General features: G+C 58.6%; 16 protein-coding genes and 1 pseudogene. 6 read left to right on the top strand and 11 right to left on the bottom strand.

The genetic code is table 11. The features are described from left to right. Window positions 1-36 precede the first annotated feature (36 nt). The 6 genes from ACFQUU_RS23605 to ACFQUU_RS23580 all read right to left on the bottom strand — a co-directional run bounded on the left by ACFQUU_RS23605 (window position 37) and on the right by ACFQUU_RS23580 (window position 6,724). The gene (locus tag ACFQUU_RS23605) at window positions 37-1,221 is read right to left on the bottom strand and encodes an acetyl-CoA C-acyltransferase (RefSeq protein ID WP_382250569.1); all 1,185 of its coding nucleotides are present in this window, start codon (window positions 1,219-1,221) and stop codon (window positions 37-39) included. Between the two features lie 23 nt (window positions 1,222-1,244). Then, entirely contained in the window at window positions 1,245-3,377 is a 2,133-nt protein-coding gene (locus ACFQUU_RS23600; RefSeq protein WP_382250568.1) for a 3-hydroxyacyl-CoA dehydrogenase NAD-binding domain-containing protein, read from the bottom strand. A gap of 261 nt (window positions 3,378-3,638) precedes the next feature. Further along, window positions 3,639-4,403 (bottom strand): crotonase/enoyl-CoA hydratase family protein, encoded by a 765-nt coding sequence (locus tag ACFQUU_RS23595; RefSeq protein WP_382250567.1) that lies wholly within the window; start codon window positions 4,401-4,403, stop codon window positions 3,639-3,641. 52 nt (window positions 4,404-4,455) lie between these two features. Then, window positions 4,456-5,220, bottom strand: coding sequence for an SDR family NAD(P)-dependent oxidoreductase (locus ACFQUU_RS23590; RefSeq protein ID WP_382250566.1), 765 nt, complete (start codon window positions 5,218-5,220; stop codon window positions 4,456-4,458). Next, complete coding sequence (locus tag ACFQUU_RS23585) at window positions 5,217-5,876, bottom strand: TetR/AcrR family transcriptional regulator (RefSeq protein ID WP_382250565.1); 660 nt, start codon at window positions 5,874-5,876, stop codon at window positions 5,217-5,219. Before ACFQUU_RS23585 ends, ACFQUU_RS23590 begins: the two co-directional genes overlap by 4 nt. After that, a complete protein-coding gene (locus tag ACFQUU_RS23580) occupies window positions 5,876-6,724 on the bottom strand; it encodes a helix-turn-helix domain-containing protein (RefSeq protein WP_382250564.1) in 849 nt (282 codons plus the stop codon). The genes ACFQUU_RS23585 and ACFQUU_RS23580 overlap by 1 nt, the downstream gene beginning before the upstream one ends. A 418-nt stretch (window positions 6,725-7,142) precedes the next feature. On the opposite strand from ACFQUU_RS23580, the gene ACFQUU_RS23575 reads away from it, so the two are divergent. The 5 genes from ACFQUU_RS23575 (at window position 7,143) to ACFQUU_RS23555 (ending at window position 15,366) form a co-directional block, all read left to right on the top strand. Continuing rightward, a complete protein-coding gene (locus ACFQUU_RS23575) occupies window positions 7,143-8,732 on the top strand; it encodes a class I adenylate-forming enzyme family protein (RefSeq protein WP_382250563.1) in 1,590 nt (529 codons plus the stop codon). 4 nt (window positions 8,733-8,736) lie between these two features. Then, on the top strand, window positions 8,737-9,981 hold the full coding sequence (locus ACFQUU_RS23570) for a branched-chain amino acid ABC transporter substrate-binding protein (protein WP_382250562.1): 1,245 nt from the start codon (window positions 8,737-8,739) through the stop codon (window positions 9,979-9,981). A gap of 320 nt (window positions 9,982-10,301) precedes the next feature. Further along, window positions 10,302-11,477 carry a branched-chain amino acid ABC transporter substrate-binding protein gene (locus tag ACFQUU_RS23565; RefSeq protein WP_382250605.1) on the top strand — a complete coding sequence of 392 codons (1,176 nt, stop codon included), beginning with the start codon at window positions 10,302-10,304 and terminating at the stop codon, window positions 11,475-11,477. An 86-nt stretch (window positions 11,478-11,563) separates the two neighbouring features. Further along, window positions 11,564-13,210, top strand: a complete 1,647-nt coding sequence (locus ACFQUU_RS23560; protein WP_382250561.1) for a class I adenylate-forming enzyme family protein — start codon at window positions 11,564-11,566, stop codon at window positions 13,208-13,210. Window positions 13,211-14,115: 905 nt separating this feature from the next. Then, window positions 14,116-15,366 (top strand): IS256 family transposase, encoded by a 1,251-nt coding sequence (locus ACFQUU_RS23555; RefSeq protein ID WP_382250604.1) that lies wholly within the window; start codon window positions 14,116-14,118, stop codon window positions 15,364-15,366. Between the two features lie 39 nt (window positions 15,367-15,405). On the opposite strand, the gene ACFQUU_RS23550 is transcribed toward ACFQUU_RS23555, so the two are convergent. Next, window positions 15,406-16,341, bottom strand: a complete 936-nt coding sequence (locus tag ACFQUU_RS23550; RefSeq protein ID WP_382250560.1) for a DNA-binding protein — start codon at window positions 16,339-16,341, stop codon at window positions 15,406-15,408. Window positions 16,342-16,524: 183 nt separating this feature from the next. Between ACFQUU_RS23550 and ACFQUU_RS23545 the strand changes: the two genes are divergently transcribed. Continuing rightward, window positions 16,525-17,478, top strand: a complete 954-nt coding sequence (locus tag ACFQUU_RS23545; protein WP_382250559.1) for a site-specific integrase — start codon at window positions 16,525-16,527, stop codon at window positions 17,476-17,478. 145 nt (window positions 17,479-17,623) lie between these two features. Here ACFQUU_RS23545 and ACFQUU_RS23540 read toward each other — a convergent pair whose 3' ends face one another. From ACFQUU_RS23540 to ACFQUU_RS23525, 4 genes and pseudogenes are all read right to left on the bottom strand, one after another. Beyond that, complete coding sequence (locus tag ACFQUU_RS23540; RefSeq protein WP_382250558.1) at window positions 17,624-19,762, bottom strand: putative bifunctional diguanylate cyclase/phosphodiesterase; 2,139 nt, start codon at window positions 19,760-19,762, stop codon at window positions 17,624-17,626. A gap of 382 nt (window positions 19,763-20,144) precedes the next feature. Continuing rightward, window positions 20,145-20,587 (bottom strand): annotated as a pseudogene (locus ACFQUU_RS23535) (transposase); the annotation flags it as partial. 12 nt (window positions 20,588-20,599) lie between these two features. Then, window positions 20,600-20,980, bottom strand: a complete 381-nt coding sequence (locus tag ACFQUU_RS23530; protein ID WP_382250557.1) for a type II toxin-antitoxin system VapC family toxin — start codon at window positions 20,978-20,980, stop codon at window positions 20,600-20,602. After that, the gene (locus ACFQUU_RS23525; RefSeq protein ID WP_382250556.1) at window positions 20,977-21,183 is read right to left on the bottom strand and encodes a type II toxin-antitoxin system VapB family antitoxin; all 207 of its coding nucleotides are present in this window, start codon (window positions 21,181-21,183) and stop codon (window positions 20,977-20,979) included. Before ACFQUU_RS23525 ends, ACFQUU_RS23530 begins: the two co-directional genes overlap by 4 nt. Between the last annotated feature and the right edge of the window lie 320 nt (window positions 21,184-21,503).

The following is a 21,503-nucleotide window of genomic DNA, read 5'->3' as shown; positions in this document are numbered from 1 at the left end:
GCGTCAAGCCATGCCGCTTGGCCACCTGTTCACCTGTCAGGCAACCTCGAACAGCCCGGCCGCGCCCATGCCCCCGCCGACGCACATGGAGACCACCACATAGCGCACGCCGCGGCGCCGGCCTTCGATCAGCGCGTGCCCTACGAGGCGAGCGCCGGTCATGCCGTAGGGGTGGCCGATCGAGATGCTGCCGCCGTTGACGTTGTATTTGTCAGGGTCGATGTCGAGCTTGTCCCTGCAGTACAGCACCTGGCAGGCGAAGGCTTCGTTCAGCTCCCACAGGCCGATATCCTTGACCGACAGGCCATGCTGCCTGAGCAACTTTGGAATCGCGTACACCGGACCGATGCCCATTTCCTCGGGTCCGCAGCCAGCCACCGCCATGCCGCGATAGATGCCCAGCGGCGCAAGTCCACGCTGCTCGGCGAGCTTGCGGTCCATCAGCACGCAGGCAGAGGCGCCGTCCGACAACTGGCTGGCGTTGCCCGCCGTGACCACGCCGCCTTCGATTACCGGCTTGAGCCCGGCCAGGCTTTCCAATGTGGTCTCTGGACGATTGCCTTCGTCGCGCGCGAGCGTGACGTCCTTGTAGCTGACCGCCTTGGTTTCCTTGTCGACCACTGCCATCGTGGCGCCTATGGGCACGATTTCGTCATCGAACCGCCCACTTTGCTGCGCATGCGCCGTGCGCCGCTGCGACTCAGCCGAATAGCTGTCCTGCGCCTCGCGCGAAATCCCGTATTTCTTTGACACGAATTCCGCTGTCTGCAGCATTGGCATGTAGGCATGGCGCGCCGCAGCCACCACGTTGGGATCGATTTCCTCCGCCGTCCATGCCATGTAGCGGTTCTGCACCGCCGAAATATTGTCTTGGCCACCGGCGACCGTGATCTTCATTCCGTCCACCATAATCTGCTTGGCGGCGGTGGCGATGGCCATCAGGCCCGACGAACACTGGCGGTCCAGCGTCTGTCCGGAAACGGTGTCGGGAAGACCGGCGGCCAGCGCAGCGGTACGGCCGAGATTGCCGCCTGCGGTTCCTGCGGTCAGGACCGCGCCGATCACTACGTCGTCGATTTCGCCACCTTCCACGCCGGCCCGCGCGACGGCATGCCGGATCGCATGACCCATCAGTGTGGGGGATTTGATGTTGTTGAGCGAACCGCGGAAGGCACGACCGATAGGCGTGCGTGCGGTGGAAACGATGACAGCTTCATTCATGTCGAGCTCCGGTTAAGGTGAGTTTATTTGAACGGCCAGTCGGCGAAGCTGCGCCCGCCGGTGATCATCTCGGTCAGCAGGCCGGCGCGCGACCAGTAGTCATGTCGGTCGTCCCGTTCTGCACCGTAGTGGTCGAGCCGGGCAGCGATCTTTTGCAGGCCGATTGCGTCGGCCATGTGCATCGGCCCGCCACGGAAATCCGGGAAGCCGTAGCCGTTGACCCAAACCAGGTCGATGTCGCCCGGCCGGTATGCAATTCCCTCTTCCAGGATCTTTACGCCCTCGTTGATCAGCGGGTACACGCAGCGCTCGATGATTTCCTCGTCACTGATGTCGCTGCTGTTGCGACGGGCGATGCCATGCTGCTCGGCCAGCGCGACGCAGATGCGTTCGACTTCCGGATCGGGCACCGGGGTACGGCCATCATAGCGGTAATAACCGGCTCCGGTTTTCTGGCCGAAGCGGCCCACTTCCATCATCTTCTGCACCACTGCGCGATACGATGGGTCGTCGGGGAGTCCGCCGGCCTTGCCGCGTTCGATGACGACCTTGGCAGCCACGTCCAGCCCCGCAAGATCGAGCATGCGGCACGGCCCCATGGGCAGGCCGAGCGACTGTATCGCGGCGTCGATCTGTGCCGGCGTCGCGCCTTCCATCATCAGGAACTCGGACTCGCGCAGATACGGCTCCAGCATGCGGTTGCCGATGAAGCCGTAGCAAACGCCGGAGACGACCGGCACCTTGCCTATCGTGCGCGCCAGTTTGACGACGGTACCAAGCACGTCCGGAGCCGTCGCGTCGCCGCGGACGATTTCCAGCAGGCGCATCACATTGGCGGGGCTAAAGAAATGCGTACCCAGGAAATCCGCTGGCCGGCCGCTGGCTTGCGCCAGGATGTTCACGTCCAAGGTAGAGGTGTTGCTGGCGATGATCGCGCCCGGCTTGCACACGTCGCCCAGCTGCTTTGCGACCTGCTTCTTGATGTCCATGTTTTCGAATACGGCCTCGATCACCAGGTCGCAGTCGGCCAGATCCTCGATGTTTAGCGAGCCGGTCAGCAAGGCCATGCGCTTTGCCGGGTCGTCAGGACGCAGCTTGCCCTTGGCGGCGCTTGCCTCATAGTTTTTCCGCACGATACCAAGGCCGCGTTCCAATGCTTCACTGTTGGTCTCGACGATGGTGACCGGGATGCCGGCATTGGCGAAGTTCATCGCAATGCCGCCACCCATTGTGCCGGCGCCGAGCACGCCGACCTTGCGCATCGGGCGCACCGTGAAATCGGTGGGAACGCCGGGGATCTTACCGGCGGCGCGTTCAGCAAAAAACAGATGGCGCATCGCCACCGACTGTGGCGACACCCTACATTCCTCGAACAATGTCGCTTCGACTGCCTCGCCCTCTTCGAAAGGCAAGGTCGCGGCGGCCTCGACGCAGCGCACGATGCGCTGTGGTGCCGGATAGGCGGCCTTTTTCGTTTTTGCTTCCGTCAGTGCCTTGTCGAAGAAGTCCGGCTCGATGCCTTCCATGGCAGGCGTGCGGTCGCGCGTCCTGCGCGTACCCTTGCCTGCAGCGAGCAGTTCCTGTGCATACGCGAGGGCGCGTTCCAGCAAGCGGTCGTTCCCGGCCGGCTCCACCAACGCGTCGACCAATCCGGATTCAAGCGCCTTGGCGGCGTCGATCGGCTTGCCGCTCAGAATCATGTCCAGCGCGAGGCGCACGCCGACCAGACGCGGCAGGCGCTGGGTGCCAAGCGAGCCGGGCAAAATGCCCAGCAGAACTTCGGGCAGACCCAAGCGGGTGCCTTCTGCGGCGATCCGGTAGTGACAGGCCATTGCCAGTTCAAGACCGCCACCCAGCACGGTGCCGTGCAAAGCCGCGATCACCGGCCGGTCGAGGCTTTCGATGCGGGCCAGGGTACTGTTGTAGGTCTTTGCCTCGAAACCCGGTTTTGAAAATTCCGCGATGTCGCCGCCTGCAACGAAGGTCCGGCCCTCCGCATGTACGACAAGCGCCTGCAGCGTGCGGTCGGCCTCGAACTGATCGACCGCATTCTTGATGCCTTGCACCACCCCGGGGGACAGGGCATTGACAGGTGGATTATGAATACGCAGCACGCCGATGGTGCCGTGGACTTGCAGGGTGGCCAGATCGCTCATGTCATTCCGGTGTTCTGATGAAAGCCTTAAGCTATCAGGGTCGGTATTGACAGGCTTGCGTTAAGTGGCTGAAAGACGGGAAGACTGGTTGAGGCAGGGCCGCGTAGCCCTGGCGACCCGTCATGCATTGGAGAACAGCCGGCGGAAAGCTGGTATGCCGCCGGCGACGCTTTCAGGCTGACGCTGATACGTGGCGGCAACCAATCGGGTACGTGTGTCAGGTTGGAGTGAACGGCCGCGGCCGCGGCCGCGACAGCAGGCTCAGACGCCGCGCCAGAGCGGCGCGCGCTTCTCGGCAAACGCCCTCGCGCCTTCCTGGGCATCCTCCGATTTCACCACCGGATCGACGATTGCCGCCTGCCGGGTGAACAACGACTCGGTCGGCCAGGATCCCGACTCGGCGATGATGCGCTTGCTGGCCATTACCGCCAGCGGAGCGTTTTCCGAGATCGCGGCCGCCAACTTCAGCGCGGCGGCGAGCGTTTCCCCAGGCGGTGCAATGCGATTGACGAGACCAAGCGAAGCCGCACGTGGCGCATCGATCGTGTCGCCGGTCAGCGCCAGTTCCATCGCGAGGTGGTAGGGAAGGCGACGTGGCAAGCGCAGCAGGCCGCCCGCCGCCGCCACCAGCCCGCGCCGCACTTCAGGCAAGGCGAAGCGTGCGTTCTCGGCGGCGACAATCAGATCACAGGATAGCGCGATCTCGAACCCGCCCGCGACCGCATAGCCTTCGACCGCGGCGATCAGCGGCTTGGCCGGCGGGCGCTCGACGATGCCGGCGAAGCCTGCGCCGGGTACCGAAGGCCGCTCGCCTCGGGTGAAGGCTTTCAGGTCCATGCCGGCGCAGAAACAGCCACCCGCGCCGGTCAGCACCGCGATGCGGAGATTAGGGTCGGCGTCGTAGTGGGCGAGCGCCTGCGCCAGTGCCTCCGCCAGCGCCTGGTTGACGGCGTTGCGTGCCTCGGGGCGGTTCAGGGTCAGGATCAGTACCGCACCTTCGGTGCGCGTCAGGATTTCGTCGGCCATTGCGGACTCTCGTCGAAGAAAGAAGAAAACGGGCGTCGCTGCCCGGCGGCATTTACATCCAGGTCAATGTCTGCCCGCCATCCACCGGAATGGCGGCGCCGGTGATGTAGCGTCCCGCATCGCTGGCCAGAAGCAGTGAGACGCCATCCAGGTCGTCCGGACGACCGAAGCGCCGCATCGGCGTGCGCTTGACCAGCGCCTGCTCGAAATCCTTGAGTGACTCTTGCATGTCGGTTTCGATATTACCGGGACAGATAGCATTGACGCGTATGCCCTTGCCCGCCAGTTCCAGGGCCATGACGTGAGTGAGGTGGATCAGGCCGGCCTTTGACGCGCAGTAGCTCGACAGGGTACCGCCGGCCCGCATTCCGGCGGTGGAAGCGATATTGATGATATTGCCACTGCGGCGCGCGGCCATGCGGCGTGCCGCTTCCTGGGCGACCAGCATCGCACCCTTCAGGTTGGTGTCGAACACGCGCACTATCTCGGCTTCGTCCTGCTCGATGAAGGGCTTGGTGTAGATGACACCCGAATTGTTGTACAGGATGTCCAGCGGCGCACCCGCCGCCTGCTCGGCGGCGTCGAACGCGGGCGCGATGGTGTCGCTGCGCGTAACGTCCAGGTAGACGCCGCTGGCCGCAAAACCCTCGGTGCGCAGCGCCGACGCCGCCTCGTCGACGCGCTCCTTGCGGCGTGCGGCCAGCACCACGTGGGCGCCGGCGCGGGCATACACGCCAGCCACATGCCGCCCGATGCCGCTTGACGCACCGGTTACCAGAACCGTCTTGCCGCGCAGGCTGAACAGGGTATCGCTCATTGCTTGTTGTCCTTATCGTTGTCGTGGGTCGTGACCAGCGCGGTCAGGATATTGCCGAACTCCTCGGTGCTGTAGCGGCCGTTGGGCCTGAACCAGGTCATCGCGCCGCGTACTGCACCGTGCAGGATCAGCACTGCGGCCTCCGGTTCGCAGCGCAGCAGTCCGGCTGCATGACAGGCCTCGGCCGCACGCTTCCAGCTACGGTTGTAGCGCTTTTGCATCCGTGTCAGCTCCGGCTTGGCCGCTTCCGGCACATCCCGCCATTCGAAAAACAGCACGGCATGGTAATCCTTGCGTGCTCCGGCCACGATCGCTTCCAGCTCCAATCGCACCAGCTCACGCAGTTGCTGCACCGGTGCAGGCGCGTCTTCCAGGATCTTTTCCGCGCGCACACAGATGGTGAACGCCGCCTCCCGCATGATTTCCAGGAGTATTTCTTCCTTGGACTGGAAATGATGGAACAGGCTGCCCGACAGGATGCCGACCTCGCCGGCGATATCGCGCACCGTCGTTGCCTTAAAGCCCCGCTGGCGGAACATGGAGGCTGCGGAGTTGAGTATGCGTTCGCGCGGCACGGCCGGATCGACCGCCCGGCGCTGGGTCCGGACATTGCGCCTCGCCTTGCGGGCCTCGTCGGTGTCGATTTTCAGGTCCATCAGTGTGCCGTTGAAACGAAGCTGCCGTCGTTGATCACGGCGAGGCTGCGAGAACCGGCGATGATGTCACGGGGTGTCAGGCCCCAGTAGCGGCGCACGGTATGGCTAAAGTGCGACGAATCAGGAAAGCCGGTTTCCAGCGCGATATCGGTCAGGTTCAGGTTGGTGTTGACGTAGGACATGAAATTGCGAGCCCGCTTCCAGGCGCGGAAGCGCCTGAAGGTGGTGCCGACCTCATCCTTGAACAAATGCAGGAAGCGTGAAAACGAAAGGTCGATCTGTTCCGCGTATTCCTCTGCGCCGATGCTGTCGGACGGATTGCGCTTGATGCGGTTGACCACCGTAGCCATGCGGCACTCGAGCTGGCGTGCTGGCAGGGTTTCACCAAGCATGAATTCATCGAGTCGGGAGCGAATCGTGTTGACGTGGACAGTGCCGTCGATGAGCGACAGGAAACTTTCGCGCAGACGCGGCAACGGTGCCGCCGCCCCGCCCCCATTTTCCACGGACAGCCACTCCGGCAGCCGTGTCATGTCTATGCTCTCCGGTTCGATCATGTAGACACCGATCCGGCGATCGACGGTTGCGATCTGGTGCGGGGTATCGGGCGGCACCACGCACATTTCCATACTCTGCCAGCCACTGTTGCCGATCATGACGTGCAGCGGAGAACCGAGCGATGTGTAGATGGTCAGCGCGCCGAATTCCCTGGTCTGCGGACGTCCGAGCAGGCCGGCGTAACAGATGCGATCCGGGGTGATGAGCATCAGCTTGCCGCTGCCTGCAGTTGCAATGCCGTCGCCTGTTTGGGGAGATTTCTCGCTGCAGAATACGGGGTCAATCGTCATCGCCAGTCTCCTTGTCTTGGACCACGACGCTGGTGCGCCGGGCACACGATTTTTTCCAGGCGTCTATTGCCCGGTCTGTTTTTTCAGCATGCCATGCCCAACTTAACAAAGCAACTGCTTGGTTTGATGTCGGGTTTGAGAAATGTCAAAGATCCTGCCCGTACGTTCATCAAAGCGCCGCTACTGAAGGGACAGCAGAAATCGCAGTTCACAAAGCATGAGCGGACGGAAAGGCCTAGACGTACCAAACAAGTGCTTGGTTATGATCCGCCGTCCGGTTTGTGCCTGTGCCGGTTACCGCGATAGCATGTTTTCACAAGTTCGTTTCTGCGGGCCATGTTAGATTGGCCTGGAATAAATCCCGCCGGAATGAACGCGGCACGGGAAGTCCGCTGCGACTGCCCAATAAGGAGACCTGATGGAGACTACAACGCCGGCCGGCGTGCTCGTCCGACGCGCCGCCAACCCGTGCCTTCCCGAATTCTTCGCGCAGCAGGTTGCACGCCATCCGGAGCGCGATGCGCTCAAGGACGGCAGCCGTACCTTCACTTACGCCGAACTCGACCAGCGCACCAACCGCCTGGTCAATGCGCTTGCCAAGCGCGGTGTCCGCCACGGCGACCGAATCGCCATCCTGGCCGAGAACCGCCCGGAATACATCGAACTCGAAATTGCCGCCGCCAAGATGGGCGCCATCCTCGCCTGCCAGAACTGGCGGCAGGCCGACAGCGAACTGGAACATTGCATCAGGCTCGTGTCCCCGCGCCTCGTGATCGCCTCGACACGACATGCTCCGGCCCTTGAGCGCATCTCGCACGGCATCGATACGGTGATTCTGTTCGAGGATGGTTATGAGGCCATGCTCGAACAGGCATCCCCGGAGGCGCGTGCGCCGGACCAGCCGCTCGACCCGGAAGACGGCATGATCATCCTCTACACGAGCGGCACGACGGGCCTGCCGAAAGGCGCCCTGATCAGCCAGCGGGCAATGATCGCCCGCATGACCGTTGCGCGGCTCGACGGCCTATTGCAACCCGCTGATACCTTCATTGCCTGGGCTCCGCTGTTTCACATGGTGTCGACAGACCAGGCGCTGGCCACGTTGATGACCGGCGGCACGGTGATCGTGATGGACGGCCTGAATGTGCCGGCGCTCGTATCCTGCCTCGCGCAGGAAAAAATCGGCCATCTCACCCTGATCCCCGGGATGATCGACCTTGTGATCGACGAGCTGCAGCGCAGCGGCATCAAGGCGCAGGGCGTGCGCACGCTGGGCTGCATGGCCGACCTCGTTCCGCGTGAACAGATCGCCCGCATTACCACGCTGCTGCAGGCCCCTTTCCTGAATTCCTTCGGCGCCACCGAAACCGGAGCACCCCCTGCCAGCCGTGCAATGATTCCGGTTGGCGTCATGCCAGCGACGCTGCCAAAGGAGCAGAGTTCGCATTGCATCGTCCGGCTGGTCGATGCCGACGGCAAGGAAGTGCCGGACGGGATGCCTGGGGAGATGGCAGTACGCGGCCCCACCCTGTTCAGCGGCTATTGGGGTTCACCGAAGGAAACCGAGGAAGATTTCCGGGACGGCTGGTTTCATATGGGCGATGTCTTCATCCGCAATCCGAATGGCAAGCTCGATTATGTTGACCGCCGGAAGTACCTGATCAAGTCCGGCGGCGAAAACATCTATCCGGCGGAAATCGAGCGCGTTCTGCTGTCCCAGCCCGGCATCGCCGATGCGGTCGTCGTACGTAGAACCGATCCGAAGTGGGGCGAAGTGCCCGTCGCTTTTGTCGTCAAGTCCGACCCCGCGCTGCAAGCCGCCGAAGTCATTGACGCCTGCCGTGGCAGGATCGCAAGCTACAAGCTACCGAAAGACATTCTGTTTGTGCGCGACGATGAACTACCGCGCAGCACCACCGGAAAGATCAAGCGCCACGAACTCGAACAAGCCTTGGCCGAGCGGCTTGCCGGCCAGGCCAACTCCCCCCTTTCTTCCATTGAAGGATAAACCCATGTCCATCCTTGCCCGCAACCTCCGCGTCGTGCTCTGCGCGACTGCCCTCTCAGGCGCTTCGCTCGCCCTTGCCGACACTGTCAAGATCGCCTACATCGATCCCCTTTCCGGCAGCTTTGCCACGACCGGGCAGAACGTGCTCAAGAGCTGGCAGATGGTGGCCGAGATCGCCAACCGTGACAAATGGGCGGGCGATCACACCTTCGAGGTGGTCGGGTTCGACAACAAGGCGAGCCCGCAGGAAACGCTGGTGATGCTCAAGACCGCAATTGATCAGGGGTATCGCTATGTGGCACAAGGATTCGGGTCGGGCGCGGGACTGGCGCTGATCGATGCGATCAACAAGCACAACGAGCGCAACCCAGGCAAGGAAGTGATCTATCTGAACACCTCGGCCGGTGATCCGGACATGACCAACAGCAAATGCAGTTTCTGGCATTTCCGTCTTGATGCCCACTCCGATATGCGCATGGAAGCGCTCAGCTCCTTCATTGCTGAGGACAAGAGCATCAAGAAGGTCTATGTGATTAATCCCAACTACGCCTTTGGGCAGCAGGTAAGCCGGGCGGCCAAAGAGACGATCAAGCGCAAGCGGCCAGATATCGAGATCGTGGGCGACGACCTGCATCCATTCGGACAGGTAAAAGATTTCACCCCTTACATCAGCAAGATCGCCGCCTCGGGCGCTGATGCGGTGGTTACCGGCAATGCCGGCTCCGACCTTGCCCTGCTCATCAAGGCCTCCAAGGAAGGCAACCTGAACGCGGCATTCTTTACCTATTTCGCCAGCAGTCCCGGCACCCCCGCAGCGCTGGGCTCGGCTGGCGCTGGCAGGGTTAAGTCCCTTCCCTACTGGCATCCGAACAACGAGACCTTCGCCGGCAAGGAAATCGTGGAAGCCTTCAAGAAAAAATACAACGACGACTTCTTTTCGTCGGCCACCTACGCCGGCATCGCATTGCTTGCAAAAGGCATCAAGGCGACCAATTCGCCCGACCCTGTGAAGCTCGCATTCGCCATGGAAGACATGAAGGTGCAGAGCCTCAATGGCGAGGTCGAAATGCGCAAGCAGGACCACCAGCTCTTGCAGCCACTTTACATGGTCACCTGGACCAAGGTAAACGGCCAGGACGTGAAATACGATCATGAGAACACTGGCTACGGCTGGAAGACCGACGCCAGGATGGATTCTCGCGTCTCGGCGCTGCCGAGCTCGTGCCAGATGAAGCGTCCCAAGTTATGAGGGCAGGGAACCCCACCTTGCGAAGGGCTTCAGGCCTTCGCCCATGCCGCTCCTGCAGCGGTAGGGCCATATCCATTTCTTAACATGATTGCGGATGCCCAGTAGCTTACCGCCATGGAAAATTGCGTTAACGCATGGCAGGGGAAATCTAGCCAGTTAACACAAGACTTGCGCGGCTCGTCACGCTAGTTTCTGTAATGGACTCAAAACAGACACTCAATACAACACGCCTTCAGGCAAAGGAGACAACTGTGCACACCCCCCTTCGATACCTCGTTCCCGTCAAGCTCGCGACCCTCGCCCTGGTCGCCTCATCGGCAATGGCAGATACCGTGAAGATTGCCGTCATCGATCCGCTTTCCGGCCCCTTCGCCGCGCTCGGTGAAAACCAGTTGAAAAGCTGGCAGATCATGGCAGAGATCGCCAACAAGGAAAAATGGGCGGGCGAGCATACATTGGAATTCGTTCCCTTCGACAACAAGGCCAGCCCGCAGGAAAGCCTGAACCAGCTCAAACGCGCGATTGACGGCGGGTTCCGCTATATCGCGCAGGCCAACGGCTCCGGCGCGGGGCTGGCATTGATCGATGCCATCAACAAGTACAACGAGCGCAATCCGGGTAAGGAAGTCATCTATATCAATCATGGCGCGGTGGACCCGGAGCTCACCAACGGAAAATGCAGCTTCTGGCATTTTAGCTTCGATTCGAACTCGGATATGAAGATGCAGGCTCTGGTCGAGCATATGTCGCAGGACAAGAACATCAAAAAGGTCTACATCATCGGTCAGGACTACGCATTCGGGCGTTCTGTAAGCCGGTCTGCAAAAGAGTACCTGAAAGGAAAGCGGCCGGATGTGGAGATTGTCGGCGACGATCTTCATCCTATCGGGCAGGTAAAGGACTTTGCGCCGTATGTCAGCAAGATCAAGGCATCGGGAGCGGATACCGTCATTACCGGCAACTGGGGCGCCGACTTGTCCCTGCTGATCAAGGCGGCCAAGGATGCCGGCGTGGACGCCAACTTCTATACGTATTACGCGGTCCTCAAGGGCGCGCCCACCGCAATGGGTAGCGCCGGGGCGGGCAAGGTCAAGTATGTCGGCGTATGGAACGTCAACAATGAATCCGGCGCAGGAAAGGACATCGTGGAGACATTCAAGACGAAGTTCAACGATGACTATACCTGGATGCAGACCCACTCGGCCGTCACCATGATGAGCAAGGCGATACGTGACGCAAAAACGACCGACCCGGTGAAAGTGGCGCTGAAGATGGAAGGCATGACCGTCAAGAGCCTGAACGGGGATGTCACCATGCGCGCCGCTGATCACCAGTTGCAGCAACCGTTGTACATTGCGGTATGGTCGAAGGCAGGCGATAAGGATGTCAAGTTTGACCAGGAAGGAACCGGGTTCGGATGGAAGACGGAAAAGAAAATTCCGGCGGAGGTCGCAACACAGCCGACGGTCTGCAAGATGAAGCGCCCGGCGTCGTAAGCGCGCCTGACGCATCATCTTCAGTCTTCATCAGGGGGCGTGTCGCATGAACGCCCTCCTCCGCTTTCCTGTCCTGAAGAGCTTGTATGACCGACAATCTGCCGCGCCCGTGGCTTTCGCTGTATCTGCCCACCGATAGGCAGAAGCCCTTCGTCGCCCGTTACACCGACGGGCTTTCCCTGTTCCGACATGCGCTGCACGCCGCCGGCGACAGCGCCGCACTCCATTATTTCGATCGCACACTGAGTTACGCGGAACTCGATCGCCTTTCCGACGCGTTTGCCGGCTTCCTGCTGCAGCAAGGCATCGTAGAAGGTGACCGGGTCGCGTTTTATCTGCAGAACGTGCCGCAATTTTTGATCGGCCTGCTGGCGACGTGGAAGATTGGCGCCATCGGCGTGAGTATCAACCCGATGAACCGCGATCGGGAGCTCAAGCTGCTGCTGGAGGATAGCGGTGCTCGCGTCGTGTTGACGCACCGTGACCTGTACGAAGATGTTGCAGGCAAGGTATTGCAGCACTTCCCTGGAATGTGTGTAGTCACGACTTCCACGCGCGACTTCCAGAATCGGAACGATGCGCGTGTATTGGGCGACCCGGAACCGGAACGCTGCGACGGCACCCACGATATGCTGGAAATTCTCGGTTCCGGATTTGTAGCGGCGCAGCTGCGTACGCGACTGGACGGAGAAACGCCGGCCATGATTGTCTACACCTCGGGCACCACCGGCATACCAAAAGGCGCGGTCGTCTCGCACCGCAACTTCTCTTTCGACGCCGACATATGGCGCGCCTGGATGGACCTGCGGGGCGGCGGTCCCATACTCGGTATTGCACCGCTGTTCCACATCACCGGCCTGGTCGGCCACATCGGTGCGGCTTTCGCAACCGCCTCTCCGCTGATACTGTCGAAACGCTTTCATCCGGCAGTGATAGCCGAAAGCGCGGCAGAGCATCAGGCCGAGTTTGCCGTCGGCGCCATTACCGCCTTCATTGCAATCATGAATTCGCCCGATGTCCGGACTGAACATTTGCAGAGCATTAAGAAAATCTACACTGGCGGCGCTCCCGTCCCGGCAACTGTCGTCGAGCAGTTCGACCGCAAGTTCGGCATTGGCATTCGCAATACCTACGGACTTACCGAAAGCACTTCGCTCGCGGTCGCAGTACCGCGCGACCGGATGACGCCGGTCGACAAGAACGGTGCCTGTGCCATTGGCGTGCCGGTATTTGGCACAGATGTGTATATCGCGGACGAAGCGGGCAAACCCTTGCCGCCGAATGAAGTGGGCGAGATTTTTTTACGCGGGCCGCAGGTTGTCGCCGGCTACTGGCAGCGCGAGGATGCGACCACGGAAGCGTTCTTTCAGGACTATCTGCGTACCGGGGATGTGGGCTACATGGACAGCCAGGGATGGCTGTTTATCGTGGACCGCAAGAAGGATATGATTAATGCCTCCGGATATAAAGTCTGGCCGAAGGAAGTAGAGGATGTGATTTACACTCACGAGGCAGTCCGCGAAGCAGCGGTAGTGGGTGTCAAGGACGACTATCGCGGCGAGACCGTGAAGGCAGTGGTCTCCCTGAAACCAGGCATGTCGCTTGACCCGGTCGAGCTGATGTGCTTTTGTAAAGAAAGGATGGCGGCTTACAAGTATCCGCGGAAAGTAGTCATAGTAGACGAGTTACCAAAGACGCCAACTGGAAAGATCCTCCGGCGCGACCTTCGGTAGCGTTGGTTATTAAAGGGGCTGACAGAGATAGGGGTATCGCAGTTTTCCCCGTGTCGAATGATGTGGCCATACGACCATCAGACGCGGCCCCACGTGTCGTGGTGGGCGGCAACAGCAGCGTCTACATCGCATGGTTCCGGCCTCGAATATGCCGGCCGGAACGAATTTGATACGAACGTCATTCGTTCCACCTACTCGATCAGCATGACACTGATCTCAGTTATGACCATATTTTATATAGAATTTATATAGAACGTCGCACCATCTGAATATTCCTGAGAACCGATCCTGTAACCGGCTGTTTTCATGGAGACGGTCTGCGCGTACGGCGACGTTACATTGTGCGGCTGCTGACGGAGACACATCTAAAGGGATTCGTTCACGCAGCATAACCTCCGCGCGAAATGTGCTTCGGATGCGCCCAGTCTAGAGCACGCGCAGAAGCTGCTCGCACATACGGATGGCAGGACCACCGAGCGGTGCTACCGACGCAACGGGGGAACGCGTGGTGCCGCTGCGGTGAGAGCCGGCGCGCCGTTTTGTGGTACAACCCGTGTTGTGGTTGAGATGAATAAACAATGCCTTACAAGCGTAACTGTAAGGCAGTTATCTCTAAGGAACTTTTGGTGCTGATGAGAGGAGTCGAACCTCCGACCTACTAGTTACGAAGCAGTCATACACTCCACCGAAGCAACATTCCGCCATATCCAACAAATATGGAGAATCACTTTTCCAAATCCGTATTAGTCTGCCGTTGATGGCTCAGATAGTTGCGCAGCTCATCAGTCAATGCTTGTTGAGATTCCAATTTGGCGTGCGTAGCCGCGAGTGACGAGCCTGTCAGATTTTCTGTGTGACAAGAGGTCATGAGATGATACCGAAAGGGAAACACCATGACCGTAGTGATGAGCACGACCAAGAAACCGAAGGCGCCGAAGCTTTTTCCGGATGAACTGATCGATCAACTGCTGGCCCAGGTCCAGAACAAGGATGCCGAATCAATTCTCGGCGAATCCGGAGTGGCGGGCCAGCTCAAGAAGCAGCTGGCCGAGCGCATGCTGGCCGCCGAGCTAAGCCACCACCTCGACACTGAAGCCAAACAGGGCAAAGCCGGCAACCATCGCAACGGCAGCAGTTCCAAGACCGTCATCACGCCAAACGGCGAACTGAGCCTGGACATTCCACGCGACCGGCAAGCCACGTTCGAGCCGCAGCTGGTAGCCAAGTACCAGCGCCGCCTACCGGGCTTCGACGACCACGTCATCAGCATGTATGCACGCGGCATGAGCGTGCGCGAGATCCAGGGCCATCTGCAGCAGCTGTACGGGCTGGACGTGTCGCCCGACCTGATTTCCACCATCACCGACGAAGTGCTGGCCGAGGTCGAGCAATGGCAGCAGCGGCCGCTGGAGGCGATGTATCCGATCGTGTATTTCGACGCGATGCGATTGAAGATCCGCGACGAAGGCACGGTCAAGAACAAGGCAGTGTACCTGGCACTGGGCATCCGGGCCGACGGCAAGAAGGAAGTGCTGGGGCTGTGGATCGAGCAGACTGAAGGCGCCAAGTTCTGGCTCAAGGTGTTCAACGAACTGAAGAACCGCGGCCTGCAGGACATCCTGATCGCGGTCGTGGACGGCTTGCGCGGCTTCCCGGAAGCGATCGAGGCGGTGTATCCGCAGGCGCAGATCCAGACCTGCATCGTGCATCTGATCCGCAATTCATTGAGCCTGGCGAGCTGGAAAGACCGCAAGGCGCTGGCAGCAGCCCTCAAGCCGATCTATCAGGCAGCCACTGCTGATGCAGCAGCGTCTGCTTTGCAGATGTTTACCGAAAGCGACTGGGGCAAGCGCTTCCCGACGGTGCCCGCGATGTGGCAGCGGCAATGGGAGCAGGTCATCCCGTTCTTTGCGTATCCACTCGAGGTGCGGAAAATCATTTACACCACCAACGCCATAGAGAGCATGCACATGCAGCTGCGCAAAATCGTCAAAAATCGCGGCCACTTCCCGAGTGACGAGGCCGCCACCAAGCTGCTCTATCTGGCCTTGCGCAATATCCAGAAAGACTGGAAGATGCCGCCTATCACATGGAAGCAGGCGGCCAATCAGTTTGCCATCCTGTTCGGCGAACGATTCACGAACGCACTGCACTGAGATTTTTTAAACCGACCTCAGCACACAGAATTTCTGACACTACCCGAGTGACAGCTCCATCTCTCGTATTTTCCTTGATAACCCTTCCCCTTCCGCCTTAGCCGCGTTCAATTGCTCAACCAGACGCTCGGACAACGCGGTCTGTTCTGCCAAGTGCACTTGGACGACCTGTGCTCGATGTTCCGCTTGCTGCAGTGTCTCCAGCCTCTGCACAAGCTGCCTGTTATTAGCCTGCTCGTCATGCAGGGCTTTCCTAGTATGCGACAGGTCCGACACCAAGCGCACGCCTTCCTGATTCAGCCGTGTCACCTCTTCCTGCCTGACCACCAGCGACTGCTGCAGCTGCCTCATCTCCGCCTGTAACTGCTGCCCCTGCTGTTCATGCCGGCGTTGGTCCTGCTCCCGCTGTTCCTTGACCGAACTACGGTAATGTTCCAGCGACTGTCGTGCATGTTCGTGTTTTTGCTCCAGAGACTGGCGGTGCTGTTCATTTTCATGGAGTCGCTCTTCCAGGCCGACGATACGCTGCTCTGCCGCACGGTGGTCAACGGTCAGGTCGTGCAGAGCTTCGCGCGTGCTGGCGTGGGCACCCTGTTCTTGTGTCAGAGCGCCATTGGTTTGGTCCAGACGTTCTGTGATCGCTGCTAACTCGGTGCGTAACGTGGCGATTAACTCTGCCTGCGCGCGAGTCTGCTCCTGATGCCTTACGTTCGCCTCGTCGAGCTTTTCATTGGCCTCGGCCTGCAATTGGCCAGCCAGCCGCTCCACCAGGTCCTGCAAGACTTCGCTGATCGACGCTTTGCGGTCGACACCCTCCCCCTCCTGAAGCTCGCGCAGGTACTTGTGGATGGTCGTTTTCGAGCCGGTATTGCCAAGGGCAATACGTACGGCATCGACGGAGGGATGCTTGCCCTGCGCGAGCAAAATGTCGCGTGCCTGTTTAACGTCTGATTTATATAGCCCTGAGCGCCCCATCTGCCTTCCCCAATATATCGTTACACGTTACATGATACGTTATTACATACGGCAAATCGATATTTATGACGCCTTTACGATTTAATTTCTATAGTCGGATAATCGGTGATTATCCAAGATGATGCCGATTTTCCGGTATATTTTCACCATCCGCCCTGTAATCCCTGTTCCCGCAGCGACAGAATGACCAAGCTCGACCAATACGTAAATGCCGCCACCCGCGATAACACCCGCAAGGCTTATCAGGGTGCAGTACGCCACTTCGAAGTCGAATGGGGCGGCTTTTTACCGGCGACCGCCGAGAGCGTCGCCCGTTACCTCGTCCACCATGCCGAAACGCTGTCGGTCAATACGCTGCGCCAGAGGCTCGCCGCCCTCGCCCAATGGCACCTGGATCAGGGCTTTCCGGACCCGACCAAGGCGCCAGTCGTCCGCAAAGTACTCAAGGGCATTCAGGTGCTGCACCCTGTGCAGGAAAAACGCGCCAGGCCACTGCAGCTTGAACAGTTGGGACAAGTCGATCATTGGCTCGCATCGGCCATCGCTATGGCAAAAACCAGTCACGACCGCGGTGCAGAGCTGCGCCACCTGCGCAACCGGGCGCTGCTGCTGCTCGGGTTCTGGCGTGGCTTTCGGGGCGATGAACTGACTCGGCTGCGTGCCGAACACGTCGAAGTGGTGCCTGGAGAAGGAATGACTTGCTATTTCCCCGTCACCAAAACCGATCGTCAGGTCAGGGGGACAACGTTCAAGGCGCCGGCCCTCGCGCGACTCTGCCCGGTGGAGGCTTATCTTGCATGGGTCGATGCGACACGGATCAGTGAGGGAGCGGTTTTCCGTGGCATTGATCGCTGGGGGCATGTGAGTGACGAAGGCTTGCACATCGATAGTTTGGTGCCGTTACTGCGCTCGATCCTGAAGGAAGCTGGGGTTGTGTCGCCTGAACTCTATAGCGGCCATTCGCTGCGACGCGGCTTTGCCACCTGGGCCAGTGCCAACGGCTGGGAGGTCAAAACCCTGATGGAGTATGTTGGCTGGAAGGACGTGCATTCGGCTATGCGCTATGTCGACAGCGCTGACCCCTTCGCACGACACCGCATCAGCGAAATGCTGGCAACTGAGTTCGTCCTACGCTGAAATCGGTACGCTGCCTGCGCAGTCAGCCATCAATGTCATCAGTCAGCTTAGACTTCGACAGTGGCTGGCATCTGGTCGGATGCTGTCACATTGAAAGTGAAAGGCACTATTCAACTTAAACAACATATTGCGCAAATTCCGCGGACTAGCCTATCTCAGCAGGTAGATCGGACACCTTGCTGGCGTTACCAAAATCTTGTGACAGTGGTTGCATGAGTACCATGAACTCCGGCACGCCCATCGGGCGGCCGAGCAAGTATCCCTGCGTTTGATCGCACTTCAGTTCCTTTAGTAATGCCAATTGCGCTTCGGTTTCAACGCCCTCCGCCACCACTTCCATATTCAAGGAATGGGCGAGACGGATGATTGCGGCCACAATCGACTGTCCCTTTTCATTTGTCGTCAAATTGTTGATGAAGCTGCGATCGACCTTCATTTGCTGTACGCCGAACTGCTGCAGATAGCTCAAGCTGGAGTACCCCGTACCGAAGTCGTCAATCGCAAGCTCGAATCCGGCATCTTGCAGCCTTCTGATGGCAGACATGGTTGTTTCCGCGTCTTGCATGGCCACCGTCTCGGTAATTTCGAACATCAACAGGGACGGGCTAATGTCATGTATAGCAGTAATGTCGAGGATATCGTCAACAATGCTTGAAGAACGCAATTGGATTTGCGACAGGTTAATCGCCACCTTAAGGTGCTTTAAACCGGCGTTTTGCCAGGCATGCATCTGCCGGCATACTTCATCAATGACCCATCTGCCGAGCTCAATGATTTGACCCGTGCGCTCGGCGATAGGGATGAACTCGGCCGGCGAAATAAGCCCTAGTGTGCCGTGTTGCCAGCGTAGCAGTGCTTCGGCGCCAAGTAGCTGGCCATGGGCGCAGTCGAACTTTGGCTGGTACTGTACAAAAAACTCGCCATTCCCTATCGCGGCAGACAGACTGCGTTGAATCTCGATCGTCCGCTTCATCGCCACGTTCATTGACGCTTCAAAAAAGCGGTAATTGTTGCGGCCACTCGCCTTGACTTCATACATCGCAGTGTCTGCGTGGTTGACCAAGTCATCCACGGTGGTGCCATCGTCCGGATAAACCGCAATTCCGATACTCGGTGAAATGGGCAAGGTGGCTTGGTCCGGAATCAGTGGTGTTTTGAAGCACTCAAATAACTTTTCTGCGATATGGCTTGCCATGCCGGCATCTGGAATATTCCCTACCATGACGACAAATTCGTCACCGCCCAGACGCGCCACAATGTCCTCCTTGCGTACGGCATTCTTGAGCCGGCATGCCAGTTCCTTCAGGACGCTGTCGCCTGCCGCATGCCCTAGGGAATCGTTGATCGCCTTGAAGCCGTCGAGGTCAATGAAATAGAGAGCGAATTGCTTCTGTGTCCTCTCTGAGCTGTCAATTGCGAGCTGAATGCGCTCAAACAGCAACACTCGATTTGGCAAGCCGGTCAGCGCATCGTGCATTGCCTGATATTGCAATTTTTCATTGACACTCTTGAGCGATTGTACATAGGCAGTCGTCTTCACCTGCAAACGCGCATCGAGCACCGACAGAACCAGGGTAATCGTCAAGATGCTGAAGGTCGATCCTGCTATCGTGATCGCCAACCAATTTGTGCTGATTCCTGATGAAGCCATGCAGACCGACCCGACAGGAAAATCGGCTGCTGCCATTCCCGTGTAATGCATGCCAACAATGGCACATCCCATGATCAATGCTGCGCCCACACGCCACACGAATACCCGTTTGATCTTGTTGCTGCGCAGCGTAGAGGCGATCCAAAGCGCAGCAGTAGCAGCCACGACCGCAATGAGGATCGAAAGCGCGAAGATGAGCGGTTTGTATTGAATCCCTGGATTCATTTTCATCGCCGCCATGCCTGTGTAATGCATGCCTGCGATACCGAATCCCATCAAGGTGCCGCTCATTCCGAGGCGTACAACTGAAAGACCGCCGCGCGTTACTGTTACTAAGTCTAGGGCGAAGTAGGAAATCAGTATCGCAATCAGTAGCGAAATCGATGTGATGCTTAAGTCATAGCCGAGAGGGATTGGCAGTGAAAACGACAGCATGCCAACAAAATGCATGCACCATATGCCGAGGCCCATTGAGATAGCACCACCAGCCAGCCATGGGCGTCGTTGCGATGATTTGCCGAGTGCTGAAATCCTGCCAGCCAGGTCCAAAGTCGTATAGGACGCCAGAGTGGCAATGCAAAGTGCTGCAAAAACGAGGGGGAGACTGTACGTCGGTTGGAGCAAGAGCGGCATTAATTGCGAAAAAGTTGTTTCCATAAAGAAACAACAATACCCGATCCCCAATGCTTTTGCCACAAGGCATTTTCATACATTTGTAACGCCGACTCGACCGCTTGTAGAAGTATCAACTTCATGTCTTTCTTGAAGGCACTTCCTTCGTCATGTATGGTGGCAATGAATTCTAGAGAAGGCAGGTCTGAACTACCTAATACGAACAGAGTGGCTGTATAGATGTGAGAATATTGCCAAGCTCACGAACCCTATCGCGCGTTTTGGCGCTTACTCGAAACGTGCTCTATACAATGAAGTGATGCGCCAAGACGCAGATATCAAGGCGGCTCGTTCCGTTGCAATAAGGAGGTCAGCGCGAGACAGAGCGTGCAGTGTCGTTTGCTCAGGTGGCCAAGGAATAGAATTGGTCTGCAGCAGGCGCAGCTTGCCCGTTGGGACAATCCAGTTGCCCTTCCTGATCATGTGCATAATTTCGATACCGGCCAGCAGAATGCGCGCGCAACGAAAGGATTGAAAACCAAGCATGGGCCGGTTGATACGCTTGATGGCGCGATGATCCTGCTCGACGATGTTGTTGATATATTTCACCTGGCGCAGTTCGATCGACGCGCCTGTATCGGCCAACATACTTTGGACGGCGGCCGTATTGGCGCCGCTCTTATCGATCGTGATCTTGTCGGGCAAGCCGTGCCGGCCGATTGCGCGGTACAGGTATTTCCATTCACCATGGATCCTGACGTAGGTCCCATCCATCCTCCAACTGGCACCAACCGGGCGCTTACGGCGACGGTAGGCCGCAGCCAGCAGCGGCAGGATAAAGACTGCTTGAATAGCAAATTAATGGAGGTTGACCTGATGCGCGACGCCGAACCGTTCTGCCAGGGTCGCGAGCCGCTTATCTAACGTCCAAAGCTTCGCCCCTGGGGTAATCAATGTTGATGCAAGCAGAGTCATGTCCACCAGTCCGCAGCCCAGACCATACAACTTTTCCCGTTCGATGAACTGAAGCACTTCATTCATGCTTGCCTGGTTGACTTGTTGAAGTGATTTCAAATCGCTCAACGATCTGGAACGTGGCGCTGGTGGCGTGCCGCAAGCGAGTTCGACAACGACCATCGGATGAATGACAGTCATATCAAGAGCCAGCAACTCGACCAAGGCCTCGTTGCGTTTTCGAAAATGCTCGACCCAGACAGATGTATCGACAAGCACGCTCATTGAGGAGCTTGCTCCCCACGGCGGCGCGGAATATCGGGCATTTCAGGGGCAGCACCGCCCAGCGCGGCAAGTCTCTTCGCTGCTTGCACACGCACGAACGTCTTGAATGCTTCGCGCCAAATGTCTGATTTATCCATGCTTGGATCAGCCATCTCTAAGGCTCTTTCATACAGTTCGTCATCAATTGTTACAGTAGTTCTCATGGTATCTCCGCGAAAGCGAATCGGATCCGATTAATCACCTAGTCTGATGCGAAACATCATCAATTTTATCATCAAATCCTGAGATTATTCATGATGTCATATTTGGAGAATCGTGTCGCCTCGCCAGTATGCAGTTTCACGGAAGCGCTGGGCGGGCGACGGAGCAGCTGTAATGGCGGCTATAGGCCGATTGTGTTTGCAAGGACTTCCCCTGCGAGTCAAGAAGTAATTAAGGCGGTACCTGCGGCGGCAGGTACCTCAACCATTGCGGTGGGCCAGTTTCTGTAGTCATATGGCGAATTGATGTCAGCGGATACAAC

It is taken from the genome of Herbaspirillum sp. GCM10030257, assembly GCF_042666555.1.
Classification (GTDB): Bacteria; Pseudomonadota; Gammaproteobacteria; order Burkholderiales; family Burkholderiaceae_D; genus Noviherbaspirillum.
Note: the sequence above shows the minus strand (reverse complement) of the source record. Positions and strands in the feature narration are given on the sequence as shown.